Source organism: Pedobacter sp. UYP1 (assembly GCF_040547305.1).
Lineage (GTDB): Bacteria > Bacteroidota > Bacteroidia > Sphingobacteriales > Sphingobacteriaceae > Pedobacter.
This window is the reverse complement of sequence record NZ_JBEPPL010000009.1, coordinates 60,197-75,734: the sequence shown is the minus strand read 5'-3', so window position 1 is coordinate 75,734 and position 15,538 is coordinate 60,197. Positions and strand designations below refer to the sequence as shown.

General features: G+C 37.6%; 14 protein-coding genes, 1 tRNA gene and 1 pseudogene. 10 read left to right on the top strand and 6 right to left on the bottom strand.

What is annotated here, in order from left to right:
* Positions 1 to 118 precede the first annotated feature (118 nt).
* From ABIB30_RS17490 to ABIB30_RS17480, 3 genes are all read left to right on the top strand, one after another.
* Positions 119 to 1,852, top strand: a complete 1,734-nt coding sequence (locus ABIB30_RS17490) for a tetratricopeptide repeat-containing sensor histidine kinase (RefSeq protein WP_354304212.1) — start codon at positions 119 to 121, stop codon at positions 1,850 to 1,852.
* A gap of 1 nt (position 1,853) precedes the next feature.
* The gene (locus ABIB30_RS17485; protein WP_354304210.1) at positions 1,854 to 2,627 is read left to right on the top strand and encodes a LytR/AlgR family response regulator transcription factor; all 774 of its coding nucleotides are present in this window, start codon (positions 1,854 to 1,856) and stop codon (positions 2,625 to 2,627) included.
* A gap of 142 nt (positions 2,628 to 2,769) precedes the next feature.
* Complete coding sequence (locus ABIB30_RS17480; RefSeq protein WP_354304208.1) at positions 2,770 to 3,612, top strand: hypothetical protein; 843 nt, start codon at positions 2,770 to 2,772, stop codon at positions 3,610 to 3,612.
* 76 nt (positions 3,613 to 3,688) lie between these two features.
* On the opposite strand, the gene ABIB30_RS17475 is transcribed toward ABIB30_RS17480, so the two are convergent.
* Positions 3,689 to 4,666: an NmrA/HSCARG family protein gene (locus ABIB30_RS17475; RefSeq protein ID WP_354304206.1), complete on the bottom strand. Its 978-nt coding sequence runs from the start codon at positions 4,664 to 4,666 to the stop codon at positions 3,689 to 3,691.
* Between the two features lie 113 nt (positions 4,667 to 4,779).
* On the opposite strand from ABIB30_RS17475, the gene ABIB30_RS17470 reads away from it, so the two are divergent.
* The gene (locus ABIB30_RS17470) at positions 4,780 to 5,157 is read left to right on the top strand and encodes a winged helix-turn-helix transcriptional regulator (protein ID WP_354304204.1); all 378 of its coding nucleotides are present in this window, start codon (positions 4,780 to 4,782) and stop codon (positions 5,155 to 5,157) included.
* A 103-nt stretch (positions 5,158 to 5,260) separates the two neighbouring features.
* Here the strand turns inward: ABIB30_RS17470 and ABIB30_RS17465 are convergent, their stop codons facing one another.
* Complete coding sequence (locus tag ABIB30_RS17465) at positions 5,261 to 6,409, bottom strand: acyltransferase family protein (RefSeq protein WP_354304202.1); 1,149 nt, start codon at positions 6,407 to 6,409, stop codon at positions 5,261 to 5,263.
* A gap of 119 nt (positions 6,410 to 6,528) precedes the next feature.
* On the bottom strand, positions 6,529 to 7,434 hold the full coding sequence (locus tag ABIB30_RS17460) for a LytTR family DNA-binding domain-containing protein (protein ID WP_354304198.1): 906 nt from the start codon (positions 7,432 to 7,434) through the stop codon (positions 6,529 to 6,531).
* Positions 7,435 to 7,659: 225 nt separating this feature from the next.
* On the opposite strand from ABIB30_RS17460, the gene ABIB30_RS17455 reads away from it, so the two are divergent.
* Positions 7,660 to 8,430, top strand: a complete 771-nt coding sequence (locus ABIB30_RS17455) for a hypothetical protein (protein WP_354304196.1) — start codon at positions 7,660 to 7,662, stop codon at positions 8,428 to 8,430.
* A gap of 216 nt (positions 8,431 to 8,646) precedes the next feature.
* On the opposite strand, the pseudogene ABIB30_RS17450 reads toward ABIB30_RS17455, so the two are convergent.
* A pseudogene (locus ABIB30_RS17450) lies at positions 8,647 to 9,824 on the bottom strand (IS3 family transposase).
* Positions 9,825 to 10,520: 696 nt separating this feature from the next.
* Between ABIB30_RS17450 and ABIB30_RS17445 the strand changes: the two are divergent.
* Complete coding sequence (locus ABIB30_RS17445) at positions 10,521 to 10,760, top strand: hypothetical protein (RefSeq protein ID WP_354304194.1); 240 nt, start codon at positions 10,521 to 10,523, stop codon at positions 10,758 to 10,760.
* On the top strand, positions 10,760 to 11,074 hold the full coding sequence (locus ABIB30_RS17440; RefSeq protein WP_354304193.1) for a PIN domain-containing protein: 315 nt from the start codon (positions 10,760 to 10,762) through the stop codon (positions 11,072 to 11,074). The genes ABIB30_RS17445 and ABIB30_RS17440 overlap by 1 nt, the downstream gene beginning before the upstream one ends.
* 274 nt (positions 11,075 to 11,348) lie before the next feature.
* On the opposite strand, the gene ABIB30_RS17435 is transcribed toward ABIB30_RS17440, so the two are convergent.
* Positions 11,349 to 11,422, bottom strand: a tRNA-Ile gene (locus ABIB30_RS17435).
* A 66-nt stretch (positions 11,423 to 11,488) separates the two neighbouring features.
* Here ABIB30_RS17435 and ABIB30_RS17430 point away from each other — a divergent pair.
* From ABIB30_RS17430 to ABIB30_RS17420, 3 genes are all read left to right on the top strand, one after another.
* Complete coding sequence (locus tag ABIB30_RS17430) at positions 11,489 to 12,127, top strand: HAD family hydrolase (RefSeq protein WP_354304191.1); 639 nt, start codon at positions 11,489 to 11,491, stop codon at positions 12,125 to 12,127.
* The gene (locus ABIB30_RS17425) at positions 12,128 to 12,463 is read left to right on the top strand and encodes an Mpo1-like protein (protein ID WP_354304189.1); all 336 of its coding nucleotides are present in this window, start codon (positions 12,128 to 12,130) and stop codon (positions 12,461 to 12,463) included. It begins immediately after the preceding gene.
* Positions 12,464 to 12,579: 116 nt separating this feature from the next.
* On the top strand, positions 12,580 to 14,088 hold the full coding sequence (locus ABIB30_RS17420; protein ID WP_354304187.1) for a catalase: 1,509 nt from the start codon (positions 12,580 to 12,582) through the stop codon (positions 14,086 to 14,088).
* Positions 14,089 to 14,327: 239 nt separating this feature from the next.
* Here the strand turns inward: ABIB30_RS17420 and ABIB30_RS17415 are convergent, their stop codons facing one another.
* Positions 14,328 to 15,512, bottom strand: a complete 1,185-nt coding sequence (locus ABIB30_RS17415; protein ID WP_354304185.1) for a proline dehydrogenase family protein — start codon at positions 15,510 to 15,512, stop codon at positions 14,328 to 14,330.
* Positions 15,513 to 15,538: the final 26 nt, after the last annotated feature.

Sequence of the window (15,538 nt, the reverse complement as noted above, 5' to 3'; positions counted from 1 at the left end):
TATTTCTGACCATATGCCCCCTTTTTACAGGTACAGACGAGCCCCTGAAATCCTCTTGCAGCCTGTCAGTTTTGGCTATTAGTTTTTTTAGATTAGGTTTGAATTATAAAAAACGGCTATGTTATCCAGGACTTTACAATTTTTCTTTACATTACTTTTGCTTTTTGCTGAACCCGCATTTTCAAAAGCTAAAGTACCTCAGGAGTATCCAGAGATTAATGCGGTAAATAAACTGATTGGTGAGAAAAACTTCAAGGCTGCCAGTACCCTGCTTGATCAGCTCATTTCTAAAAACAGAAAAACTAAAAACAAGGAACTTATAGCCAAACTTTACGCTACCTCTGGTAATTTAAATCTGAGTCAGCGAAATATTGATAAAGCACTGCAAGAATATTTTTTAAGCCTTGACAACCTGGATTCCATTCAGAATCCATTAGCGATCAGTAAAGTTTATACGAATATAGGAACCCTGTATGCTATTTTGAAGAATCTGCCTAAAGGAAAAGAATACTACCTCAAGTCCCTATCAATCAACAAAGAAGGTAATTCAGATCATCTAAAAACATTATCAAATATTGCTGGTGTATATGTAGAATTAGCCGAAGATAACAATGCTCTGAAAAGTTTCAGCGCGGCCATTAAGCTTGCCGAAAAACTAGCTGATCTACCCATGGAGGCTGTACTACAAACTAACCTGGGTAATTACTTCCTTAAAAAAAAGCAATGGACAAAAGCTATAAATGCCAGTAAAAGAAGTATTCTTATAAGAACTCAGCTCAAACAACCCGTTTCGGTTATTACACTGAATAACCTGGGATATACATTGGCGCAAACCGGTAAAAATACAGCAGCGATCAGTTATTATCAGACTGCATTACCTGCAGCTAACCCGCTGGAAAAAAAGCAACTCTATTTTAATCTTTACAATGCCTCTAAAGCTATACATGAGCTTCCCGCAGCTTTGAAGTACATGGAGCAGTATAACAGTATCAGCGATTCTCTTACCCGTTTAAATTATGATAATAAGGTGGCTGAGCTGACTGCATCCTATGAATCTGCTCAAAAAGAAGGGAAAATCAATGCACTTCAAAAGGAAAATATACTACAGAAACTACAGTTGCGTGAGCAAACTTACCTTATTCTGGCGGCAGTAATCATTGCGCTTTTCATTTCGATACTGCTTTATATGCGGATAAAAAATCACAATGTAAAAGAAGCACTCGAAAAATCACAGCTTAAACGGCAGATGCTCTTGCTGCAGCTTAATCCTCATTTTATTTTCAATGCGCTCCAGTCTGTACAACATTTTATCCACAGCAAAGACCAGCAACATTCTATGGACTACCTGGAAAGCTTTAGCCGGCTAATCAGGCTAATCCTTGAAAATTCTGACAGGGATCTTATTCCTTTAGCTCAGGAAATTGAAATGCTGGAACATTACCTGCATCTTCAGCAGTTGGCAAAGGATTCATCCTTCAGCTACCGGATAGAAACAGGACCAGGTATTGAACCTGAAATGATGGAGATTCCAGTCATGCTATTGCAGCCTTTTGTAGAAAATGCGGTGGTACATGGGGTTAAAAATCATCCTCAGGGGAAAATTCTGATACGTTTTGAATTGCAACAACAGAGCCTGCATATCTGGATCAAGGATAACGGAAACAATTTTCAAGAAATACCCGACTATAGCAACAATTCCCTTCACCGCTCAATGGGCATGACAATTTTGGAACAGCGCATAACGGAACTCAATAAAGAGCGGCGGCAATGCATTCAGTTATCCATACAACACCCAGGCTCGACAGCTGTAGATTACCCGGGCACATCAGTACATTTCAAATTCAATAACTAAAATGAGCATTATACAAACCATGGGAATTTCCTGCCTGTTACTGGAGGATGATCCTGCTGCACTTGATTTCATAAAGCAAACCATGAAAATAAACTATCCTGAACTGGATATATATCCATGCAAAAATCTTGCGGAGGCAGATTTGTCCTTTAAACAACAGCAGCAAACACTATTTATTCTCGATGTAAATTTACCCGATGGTAATTGTTTTGACTGGCTGAAGGCAATTACAGAAGAAACAACTGTGAAATTCAGTGTAATTTTTATTACCGCCTTTGCAGGGTATGCCGTACAGGCTTTCCGGTTCAGTGCGATAGATTTTTTATTAAAACCCTACCTACCAGCCGATTTGATCGTTGCAATAGATAGAGCGCTCAGAGACATTAATAACAGCCAGTACCATAAGCAGCTGGAAACCTTTTTCTATAATCACAATCAGCAGGTAAAACAAGCAAAGAAAATCGTTTTGAAGACCCTTGAAGAAATCTTCGTAATCCAGATTGCAGATATTCTGGCCCTGGAGGCAGATAACAGTTATACCCGCTTCAGATTGCAAAACGGAGCTTGCATCCTGGTTTCGCAGCCCATCAAAGAATACGATAATCAGCTTACTCCACTGGGATTTATGCGCGTGCACCAGTCTTACCTGATCAATCTCCAATTTATAAGGACGTTCAAAAAGAAGAACAACTTCCTGATGCTGGAAGGTGATTTAGAAATTCCGGTATCTCAACACAAAAAGATAAGTTTAATGAGTTACTTAAATAATTTATAGTACTTGGAAAGCCAATTACAATGCCAGCTTTGTTAAATTCAAAACGGATCGCCCCGGATACAAATCGGCTTGATATGCTGATGTCTTTCTAGTTTCGTACTACGTAAATTTGAGTAATCTCTTACCAGGCTTACAATAAAACATGAAACATAAAATATTAATATACAGTGTACTGATCGCTTCTACATTAATTACACAGCAATCACATGCCCAGTTTTTTAAAAAGATACAGCAGAAGATTCAGGATAAAGTAGATAAAAAAGTAGACGATGTGATCAATGGCAATACAGGTACAAATACAAAAACCTCCAGCACTAGTAGTTCTCAAACAGGTAATTCAGGGAGTAAATTACCCAATATCGAAGAAGTTTATTCATTTACTCCTGCAAGCAACGTATTTTTTGCTGATAACTTCTCTTCTGATCCTGCAGGACGGATGGCCAGCCACTGGAAAACAAGCGGAACAGGCAGCGTAACCACTATTTCGGATGTTCCAGGAAAATGGCTTGCCCTTTCTCCCAGAACAACTTATCGTTTAGAAAATTTGCTTGCTATGCCGGGTAATTTCACAATCGAGTTTGACCTGATTACCAGAAGTACCGAAGTAAAGGATATTGGAGCTATGCAGTTTGGCTTTGCGAAGGATAATTCCAATAGAGAGTATATTTCAGATGCTTACAATAGCAATGCTATTACCGAATCGCAACTTCATTTCTGGAATAAGGAAGTTAATAATTCAAGCAGCGACACCAAAATTTCGAATCAGCTTAGCTTTCCTTTAAACAATTATGCCAATGCACTGATCCATGTTGCCATAGCCGTAGAAGGGGAAAACATGCGGGTCTATATCAATAAATCAAAAGTGGTGGACACCCGTATGTTTAAAAAGGGAACCATAAAATATTTTTACCTGAGTGCGCCTTTCGATTACAGCTCGGATGCAATGGTTTACTTTGGAAATTTGGTCATGGCTAAGGCTATTTAAGTATCTTAAAATTATCCCATCAATTGGTTTTAAAAAGCCGTTCTTCTGTTACAAAAAAATGGCTTTTTAAAACCGATTAACAGGTAATTTGTTCACCTTTCCAACCAGTACTGCGAAGAAACTGTTCCCAATTAAGGCTATGCTGATTTATTTTACGACTCCATAGCAAGTCACGGTCTTTACCGAAATAACCATATTCAACTGCGTACTCTGCCATACCCAGAATCTCACGCACTAAAAGCTCATTTGAGGCAAAATCAGGAAAATAATGAAGCATATTATCCCGTGTGAAGGCAGAACTATAAATAGCTTTCTTGCCCGTGACCCGAACAAAAGTGTCTACCATTTGCTGAGGTGAAATAATATCGCCAATTACTGGCAATGACTTACCGGCATATTGATCTGGATTAGAAAAAATCTCCAAAACGGCTGGCCCTGTGGCAGTAAGGGGATCAACAAATGGTGCATGAAAATCCTTTGGTAAATAAATAGGAAATACAAGTGTATCCCCTTCTATAACAGGAGTGTAAAACTCCATAAAATTAGTATAAAAAAAAGCCATGCAGATAAATGAGCTTGTAATTGGAAGCGTGCAGATATATTCTTCAATCATAGCCTTATCTGTAAAATGAGGAGCAAACTTTTTCCCTTGCGTAATTTTGTCTACATTTTCCAAACTGCTAAAAATGATATGCTGTACGCCTGCTTCAACCGCTGCGTCTGCTAACTGTTTACCCAACTCTATCTCGTGAGTTTGCGGAGGGACAATACTTGGCGTCATCATGAAAATACCATCCGAGCCACGAAATGCTTCAACAAATTCTTTTTGATAACCCAGGTTAAGTGGTAAACTTAGAAGTTCAGCTCCCTGTCCGGCCAAACAGATCGCCTCTGGTGAATCAATGCGCCGGGTAATTCCGCGTACCCGATAACACCCGCTCTGTAATAAAGTATGCGCAGCACTGCGTCCTTGTTTACCCAAAACACCGACTATGGTAATCAGCGGTTTATCTTCTTGTTTCAATGCTCTATTTACTTTTAAATCCGATACCATTCTTTTATTATTTAAGTGAAACCTTATACTATAAATATTATAGTTGCAAAAGTATTTTTAGCCCACTACATTTGCAATAACTATCCAAACAGATAGGTTAAAAAAAATGCAGGATGAAAACAGAATGTATTGGCGATTACGTAAAACTAATGGGAAAAGTTTATCCATGCACGATAAGTCTCGCGATGGATCTGATAGGTGGCAAATGGAAAGCGGTAATTCTTTATCATTTAAAAGATGCCGAAAAACGGTATAGCGAGCTTCGCAAAGAAATACCAAATATTACCGAAATGACATTGAGCTTACAATTAAAACAATTAGAAAAGGACGGTTTAGTATTCAGGAAAGTATATGGCAAAAAACCTCCTATTAAAGTTGTTTATAGTCTAACAGGTTTTGGAAAAACATTTATACCAGTCCTGGAAACAATTACCAGCTGGGGAAACCAGATAGTTTTAGAAAAAGGTGATTTTGTCAATAACTCTTTTTAAAAAGACCTGACTTTCCTAAAGTCTATTCTTTTTACGCTAAAAATTAATTAGATAAGTATAGAAAAACAGGACTTGTTCCAGTATAGCCTGACGATTTTTGAGTCTAAATAATCCTTTTCACTCCCGGAATCAATAAAATAAATTTACCGAGCATAAAGCTGCCCAGCAAGGCTAAAGGGGCTACCAACAGCAGCTTAATTGAGGGATCAACCGCCCAGTTTCTTACCTCAAGGGTTAGCGAAACTATTACTAGTGGGTGAAAAATATAAACTGCAAAAGAACAACGGGATAATCCATTAAGCAGTGGTGATGAAGTATTCCACGACTCCTTTGCCCAACTTAGCATTGCGGTCAGGATAGACATCCCGATCCATTGCTCCCATACAGCATATAATAACGACTGCCAGTGAAAGCCACCAGTGTACCAGGAAACCGGCATATTCAATTTGATCCGGATAATAAAAAATACCGGGAAAAACAATAAACATAACCATGCAGACCATTTGAGACATTTCCCAGTGCGTCGGGATAAACCGTCAAACCATTTGTTTCGACAGGCCAGTAAGCCAATAATAAATAATGCGATGTATTGCGGGAAATGTCCTAATTGAAAACCCAACGGCTTAAGCACCCATCCTCCGGGAAATAATATTCTGGTCAAAAAGCTTATCACCCCCAATGAAACACCGAAAAGCAAGATGGTAACGGGACCCGGCGCAGGCAGCGGCTTTTTGAATGTAATATTGATCAGGCTCCGTCCTGCCAGGTAAATCAGGGTAAAAATCAATAAAGCTGCAACAAACCACAGTACACCAAAATCTATCCAGGTATTATACCCTGACAAGTATTGCAGGTAAGTTATATGATGCCCCTTAGCGAAATAATAAACCAAATAACTGATAAAGGGTGAAAACACAAAAGAATAGAACAGCAAAGGAATACCCAGTCTCAGCAAACGGTCAATAATAAACTGGCCTGATCCTTTCCTATCATAAGAGGGGGCTGTAAAGTAAGCCGAGAGCAGAAAGAAAAAGCCCATAAAAAAAGATTGGTTTATACTCACAAACATCGTCATGGGAACAAGCGCACCAACATGGGTTGTTTTTTGCGTATAATACCAGCCAGTGGAAGAGCTGTATGCAATAAATGTGTGATGGAGCACCACAAGAACAGTTAGCAGTATTTTAATATTATCGATGTAAAATAGCTTATTTAACTGGTGAGATGGAGTTGGCGTTGTTGACAATGACATGGTCGGTTTTTGTTTAAAATTGATAGGTTAAACTGTTACTGACGGCAAAACTACCACAACAAAAAACACCTTCCTAAGCACTTGTTACGGATAACAAGTCTTTGTGATGAATAACAAGCTTAAGTGATATACTTCTGCTTGAGCTGTTCGTACAGACTGTTAAAACTGTCTAACTGTGCCCTTGAGACAGGAACCTTTGTTTCACTATCTTTGAAAGCAAGTAAGTAGCCCTGAGCATTACCCGATACATTTTCGATCCGGAGCATATTCACTAAGTAAGCCCTATGGCATCGAAAGAAGTCTGGGTGACTGGAAATTTGTGAACCAAACTGTGTAAGGGAAATCCTTTTGAGTTCGGTACTGATCTGAGCATCTTTATAACTGGTGAGTTCAATATAATTGCCTTCCGCTTTAGCGAAAAGCAAATCGCTTAAATACAAACTAAAATCGTCTTGTTTAACTTGTGTTTTGATAAAGACCGGAGATTGAATAACCATTTTCGGCTGTTCAACAGTTAATGGAATAAATTGAAGAACAAATGGAGCCCCTTTTTTAGATTGAAAATAGAAATTGGCGACTCGAAAAATAAGATAAAAGAAGCTACCTGCCACTAAACTATTCCTTAATTCTTCCCACAAATAATACCATGACAAATTATCGGCGTTATGATAAATTATGTCGCGCATAAAAAAGCCGGCTGTTCCTGTTAACAGGAGAACAATTCCAATATGCTTGTATTCCTGAAGTAAAGTCCAGCCTTTTGATTGTGACCGCCTTCTTAAATAATTAAGTGTTCCAAAATAAATATAAATGATGATTGCCGGTGACAATGCATGGAAACTACATATAAAGAAATAGTTTATCTTTTGTTCTGGTGCAGACACGCCGAAGGGCTTAAATAATAAAAGAAACAGTAGAATAACACTAAAGATAACAGCCGAATTTTTGAGCAGATTACCTGGAAAGTAGCGGTTTGGATATTCAATCTCCTTCAATAAATGTTCTCTGTTAATATAAATTTCCATAGTTTAAGCTATCCTCTGCCTCACTTCAAAAATATCATTTTTTATTTAAGCTATTTGGTTATTGTTTCGTCCTGTTAGTTTGATGATAAGCTCGAACCATCAACCAAAAGATAATGAGTCTTCAGAATCTACCTGTACAGGAGGGGCACATTGACGATACCCGGAGAATGTATTGAAATTATTAGGTATCTTAAATTCTAAATTTAGTTTTTAAACGGAAATACTATGAAAAATTATTGCTTTTTGTTGCTGAGTATATTTATGTTTTCTTGTTCTCAAAAGAAAGTGAGTTCAGCTGTTTTTCAAAATAAAGCGGGTTTAGATTTAGAAAAGGTTGATTTCCACGAAAATCCTTTAGAAATTTTAAAATTGAAAATAGATAGTAGTGTGAATGATCAGGAAGAATATGTTAAAAAGGGTTATTCTGCACCCTTTGATTACCCTGCTGGGTATAAGTTTGATTCCTGGAATGGTAAAGATTCATTTTATGGAAAGGCTTACTACAGCAAAATAATAGACAGCATCGCTTATTATCAGTACATAAATTTCAATAGAATAGCTTTTTTAACGCATAAAAATAAAACAGTGGCTATTCTGGCCGATGCCGAAATTAAATCAGATACGGTATACAATGATCTGGTTAAACAATTAACCAAACAATATGGAACGCCTGGTTTCAGGCCAGCAACTACTGAAGATGTTTTTTATGAATGGACCACTAAAGACCGTTATATTCAGATTGATTATTCTAAAGGTATCTCGATTTTGGCCATGTCAGGTAAAGACACAGAAACTAAGCAGACTTTTAATTTGAAAATGCTTATTTTCAATAAAGATGCAGCAAAAGATATTCAAGCAATACAACAAACCAATTATGCAAAAACAAAGAACTATAAAATAATGGATGGTGATTTCAAATTATATAAAGGTGATCCTTCAAAAAATATAATTTTAAACGATAGCTTGTTAAATGAAAAGTTCAGAAAACAACGATAAAACACGCCGCCAATCTATCTGGTTTTTCAATTCTTAGCCGTTACTTACGCGAAAACCTAATCTATAGCCCAGGATCAGCGCTATCTGTGAAGCACCAAAATAAACATACACTTACTATAATGCAACACCGTTTTATGGAGGGAGGGCATCACAGCAATTAAAAACAAGACTATACATAGCACAATATGGAATTGCAACAATAAAATGGACATTTAGTTAAGCTGCAATATTTTGTTTATTTAAGTTTCTTCCAAATTCCTCCGGGGACATGTACCCCAGTGCAGAATGTAGTCTTTTACGGTTGTACCAGGTCTCTATGTATTCAAAAACAATGAGTGCTGCCTGCTCTTTATCTGAAAACTTATGTTGGTATACGCACTCAGCTTTAAGTGATTTGAAGAAGCTTTCAGCTACTGCATTGTCCCAGCAATTTCCCTTTCTACTCATACTTCTGATGATCAATGGATTTTTTTCCAGTAAACACCTGAATTCATTGCAGGCATACTGTACTCAACGATCAGAATGGAAGATCAATTGCTGTGTTATTGGTCGTTTTTTTCGAGCCATTTTAAATGCAAGTATCACTGTATCAATTGCTCTCATCGTTACGCTCAATGCACATCCTATAATTTTTCGGTCACCAAGATCAATCACTGTGGTGAGGAAAAGCCAGCCTTTTTTAGTCCTGATGTAAGTAATATCAGATACCCAAACCGCTCCTAATACACCTGGTTTAAAGTCTCGGTCCAATATATTTTCCGGTACAGGGAATTTATGAGTGGAGTCGGTGGTGACTTTAAATTTTTTCTTCACGATACTTCTCAGTTTTGCCCTTTTCATCATTCTGGCCACTCTGGGCTTGGATACTTTGATGTCTTTTTTATGTAGTTCATGGGTAATTCGAGGGCTACCATAAATCTTCTTACTATTAACAAAAGCTTCCAATATTTCAATCTCAAGCATTTGATTTTCAATACTTCTGTTAGAAGGAATACGCTTCATCCAAGTATAAAAACCACCTCTGCTTACTCTAAATACCGAACACATCTGCTCGACTGGAAATATTTTCAAGTGGTTCTTTATGAACCTGAATATTTGTTGTCGCTCTTGGAGAAGATGCCGACAGCCTTCTTTAGTATATCGCGTTCCATCTGGGTTTCACGGAGTTCTTTTTCCAATCGGGCTAACTTCTGCTCTGTTTCTGTTAGTATAACTTTTCCATTCCCAGGAAAACTACTTCCTTGCTTTGCCGTAAATTCTTTCCGCCAGCGGTATAATATCTGGGGAGAAATATCTAATTCTTTGGCCAAAGCTGGTAAATCAGATCTGGTCTTACTCAGTTCAACGCTCATCAACTTGAACTCCTTCGGATACGACTTTATTTCTCGTGACATAATTTCTGTTAAGGTATATAAAACTCTTAACTTAATGTCTACTCAAAGGTAGCAACTCCAGCCAATGATAATGAAATATAACTAAATTTCTTTAAGAGCTCCAATAAAAACTATAATATAAAACTGTATAAAAATACAAAACTATACTTTTATCGATTGCTCTACAAGTTTTGGTATTGATCCCCTATAATAGGATCAAGTCATAAACTTGTGGATTAGGGATTAAATTTCAAGTTTTGGGTTTGATATTTTCTTAGTTCAAAGCAGATGGTTACGATTCTTTAATAAGCTAATTACTTCCTGATTTTATAGTTCAATATATCATTATTAAACACCCTGATTACTTTGATAAGAGATCGGCCAACGCTTCAGCGGAATTCTTAGGGAGAGGAAAGATCCTGATTTTTACAGGCTTGCTACTTTTACGAAAGTTCTCTGATGCCTTTTTCGGTTTCCATTGATTGTTTCATTATGCCCGGTACAGAACTTTTGAAACAACCAGTACTCCAAACTGCTGCTTTAAAAATGAAACCGCCCAGGATTCCCTTTGAAAATTTACCAGGCCGTATAATATCTTGACAGTACTTTCTCTTCTACTTCCTCTAATCTTCCTAATCAAATTTTAAGGTTATAGATTTTTATTGTTATTTTTGTGTAGAGCAGTTTTCTGTTAACATGCTTGTTAAACTAAAAGTTATGACAGTTGCGACAAAAAATATTATTGATACATATTCTTCCTTATTTGAGGGTTTGGATTCATTTACCAAACTGGAACTAATAGAACGTCTCTCAAGATCACTAAAGAAGGAAAAGGACACTAAGGAAAAAGCATTTTTTAAATCTTTTGGCGCATTCCCCGAAGGCAAATCTGCTGAAGCGATTAACGAAGAAATCAAAGCATCCAGAACTTTCAGAGATAAAGACCTTAAATTCTAATGCAATATCTCTTAGATACTAGTACCTGCGTATTCTATTTAAGAGGTAAACTTGATCTTGCTTCTATCATACGTGAGAAGGGAAGAAAGAACTTCTTTATTTCTGAAATAACTGTTGTAGAATTGAGATTTGGCGCTGAGAATAGTGATAATCCAGAAAAAGCTCATAAGGCTGTAGATGATTTTGTCAATGGGTTATCCATAATACCCATAATTGGTTCTATAAAGCGTTATACAAAAGAAAAAGTCCGCCTTCGTAAAATGGGGAAACCAATTTCTTGTTATTCAAATTATAATCTGATTTCTTATCTATAGAACTTGGGCTGCCGAAAAAGAAATAGATTGAACCTTTGAGAACTCTTCTTATTGTTTTAAAGAGATTCGTTCATATTAGCTATTTTATAAAAAAAGAATTGTTTTACACCTATTTTTCCGTAACAGTTGCGTAACAGTTTTACGTATAGTTCAACAAGAATTCCTGCTGAACTTAACTTCCAAACAACTTTCAGTATCATTGTTGTGTACCAACATTTGCTCACAAACACGAAAAAAGCCGCTTTCCTATAAAGAAAAACGGCTTTTTAAGCAGTGGGCCATGATGGGCTCGAACCATCGACCAAAAGATTATGAGTCTTCTACTCTAACCAACTGAGCTAATGGCCCGCGTAAAATCTATTAGATTTTGCGAGTGCAATGTTACATATTTGTATCGAATTTTAAAAATACTTTATGCAAAAAATTAAGAATATAATCTTTGATTATGGAAATGTGATCTTTGAAATTGACTTTAGAATCACACAAAGCTCTCTGGCACAAATCGGTATACCAAATATAGAAACTTTTTTCGGGCATTCAGGACACCATAAAATATTTAACGAATTAGAGACCGGAGCCATCACTCCTGCTCAATTTAGAGACGGAATCAGAGAAATTGCACAAAATTCTGAACTAACCGACCAACAAATTGACGCTGCATGGAACAGTTTATTGATAGGTGTACTCCCTGAAACGCATAAAGTACTACTCGAAGCAAAGAAAAACTACCGGACATTTCTATTGAGCAACACGAACCAGATCCATTACGACTATATTATGGATTATCTTCAAAAAGAACATCATGTACCTAACAATGATCACCTGTTTGAGAAAGCCTATTACTCTCAGCTGATGAAATTTCGTAAGCCACATGTAGAAATATTTGAACAGGTTATTAAAGAAAATAATCTTAATCCCGCAGAGACGTTATTTATAGACGATACTCCCGGTCACCTTGAAGGTGCGAAGAAAGCAGGATTACAAACCTTACTGATGACAGAAAAACCAGAAAACCTGGGCGCATTCTTAAAAAGTAATGGTATATTAATATAGATGAACAATAATCAACAAATGCCCGATCATAAATACAAAACGTTAAAAGAATTTTACCCGTTTTACCTGCAGGAACATCAGAATACCACAAACAGGATATTACACTTTATAGGGACAGCACTTATTGGCCTCTGCTTTATTACAGCCATGCTTTTCCACGCTTTCACCTTCTTCGCATTGATACCAGTTGTCGGCTACGGCTTTGCGTGGGCAGGACATTTCTTTTTTGAGAAAAACAAACCTGCTACCTTTAAGTATCCCTTATTTAGCCTGGCAAGTGATTTTTTATTATTCGGTGATTTAATGATGGGCAGGCAGCCCTTCAAAGTTAAATAGCTGATATTGATAACACTTATAAATCTTAATAGACAAACTCTATATCAGTATAGAAATTAGGTGTTGGGATACCGGGAGAATACTAGCTACTTTTAGCCAAGCAAAACGAAATAACCATGGAAGAAACGAACAAACCAACGCGCAAATTAACTACTGCATCCGGCAGACCTTATGCTGAACATGAAAATAGTCAGTCTGTAGGCAGAAGAGGCCCTTTATTATTACAAGACTTTGTCTTACATGAAAAAATGGCCCACTTTAACCGTGAACGTATCCCTGAAAGAGTGGTACATGCCAAAGGAACAGGCGCGTACGGTACCTTGACGATCACCCATGATATATCAAAATATACAAAGGCAAAGATTTTCAATCAGATTGGCAATACCTGTAAAATGTTTTTACGTTTCTCTACCGTAGGTGGCGAAAAAGGAAGTGCTGACTCTGAAAGAGATCCACGTGGCTTTGCACTTAAATTTTACACAGAAGATGGTAACTGGGATTTAGTAGGGAACAATACTCCTGTTTTCTTTATCAAAGACCCTAAAAAATTCAGTGACTTCATTCATACGCAGAAACGTGAGCCAAGAACAAACCTGAAAAGCCCTACAATGATGTGGGATTTCTGGTCGCTGAACCCTGAAAGTCTGCACCAGGTAATGATCCTGATGTCCGACAGAGGTACGCCATTCTCTTATCGTCATATGGATGGATTTGGTAGCCATACTTATTCGATGATCAATGCTGACAACGAACGCGTATGGGTTAAATTCCACTTTAAAACTCAGCAAGGGATCAAAAACTTTACAGGCCCCGAAGCAGATGCGATGCGTACACAGGATATGGATCACTCGCAACGTGATTTAGTAGAAGCAATCGACAACAAAGAATTCCCAAAATGGACCATGAAAATCCAGGTGATGACAGAAGAAGAAGCAAAAACCTTCAGATGGAATCCATTCGACCTTTCTAAAGTATGGCCACATGGAGAATTCCCACTAATCGAAGTAGGTGAAATTGAATTGAATCAAGTTCCAAGAAACTATTTCGCACATGTGGAACAAGCAGCGTTCGCTCCTTCTAATCTGATTGACGGAATTGGTTTCTCTCCTGACAAGATGTTACAGGGTCGTATATTATCATATGCGGATGCACACCGTCACCGTTTAGGCGTAAATTACGAGCAAATACCTGTAAACGCCTGCCCGTTCATGGTTAATAACTATCACCGTGACGGACAAATGCGTGTAGATGATAACGGAAATGAGGAACCTAATTACTATCCGAATAGCTTTGGTGATGTAATTCCTGATGAAAGTTATAAAGAACCAGCCTGGGAATTAGAATCTAACGTAGCAGACTGGTTTGATAGAAATGAAGGTCCAGGTGATAATGACCATTATACACAGCCAGGCGATTTATACCGTAAAGTAATGAGTGATGCTGACCGTAAAAATTTAATCAGCAACATTGTTGGTGCGATGAGCGGCATTAGCGGCCCTAGAAAGGATCAAATTATCAACTTGCAGCTATGCCATTGGTTCAGAGCTGATATAGGCTTAGGAATGGCTATTGCAAGCGGATTAGGCATTGACGCTAGTCAAGCTATGCAGCAACAAAAGCATTAAACCAAAATTTATCACCAAAACACACCAATTAGTTCCTTTTCCAAACCCCTGTTTACTTCACGTGAGCAGGGGTTTTTAGTGTTTAAAGAATTGCTATCAACCTGCTATACAAGCTAATAGGACCAAGGTCTTATACTGAAATTACTTGACACTTTAAATACATTCAGACAAAAACCTCTAAACAGCAAAAACCGCCTTATAAATTAATATAAGGCGGTTTTCATTTATAATTTCAGGAATTACCCGTTTCTTCTTTGTTTTTCTCTTGCAATTAAATCAAGTTCTCTGCTGGTTTGTCCGGCAACCGAAGTATTCTCTTGTGCACGTCTGAATAAATACGGCATAACAGCTTTAACAGGTCCATAAGGGACATATTTAGCCACATTATAACCTGCGTCAGATAAATTGAAACTTAGGTTATCGCTCATTCCCAATAACTGTGCGAAATAAACATGTGGGTGGTTATGATTAATTTGATGCGCATCAAGCAATTCTGCCAATACTCTGCAGCTGGCTTCATTATGCGTTCCGCAAACTACACCAATCTGCTCTACATGATCTGCACAGTAAGTGATAGCCGCATTATAATCTCTGTCTGTAGTTTCTTTATCTGGCTGAATCGGAGAAGAATAACCTTTTTCGGCTGCTCTTTTACGCTCTTTTTCCATGTAAGCACCACGAACAATTTTAGCACCTAAAATAAACCCAGCTTCTTTAGCAACCAGATGATCAGCTTTTAAATGCGCAAGTTTATCATGACGGTATAATTGATAAGTATTATAAACGATCAGTTTCTCTTTGTTGAATAAGATCATCATATCTAAAGCCAGTGCATCGATCGTGTCCTGAATCCAGGTTTCTTCCGCGTCAATCATTACAGGTACATCTTTTTCAAATGCTGTTCTGCAAATCCGCTCACAACGGTGCTTTACTTTTTCAAACTCAGCTTTCTCTTCAGTTGAAAGTTCAGCTTTAGCGTCCAGTTTCTCCAATAAACCAAAACGTCCGATACCCGTCACTTTAAAAACAGTAATAGGTACGCGTTTATCTCCCGCAGCCCGGTCTATCGTTCTGATAATCTCTGCACAGGTAAAATCAAATACGTGCTCCTCTTCTTCACCCTCTACAGAATAATCCAGGATCGTACCTACTTTTCCATCAGCTAACAGACCGATTGTACGCTCACACTCTGCGATAGTCTCTCCACCGCAAAATTGCTTGAAGATGGTAGATTTGATAATACCCTGAATCGGTAATCCGATGTTTAAAAATAAATTTGTCACAGGCGGGCCCACCTGAGTCAAAAAATTGCTACTCATTATTTTGAATAACCAGTACGCGCTGTTTAGTTCTGATTTTGATTTATTACGAAAAGCTATCTCCGTATTGTCAAAATTTAGTTTTTTCCCTGGGGATACTTGCATTTGGATTGATGTATTAGTCAAACGGA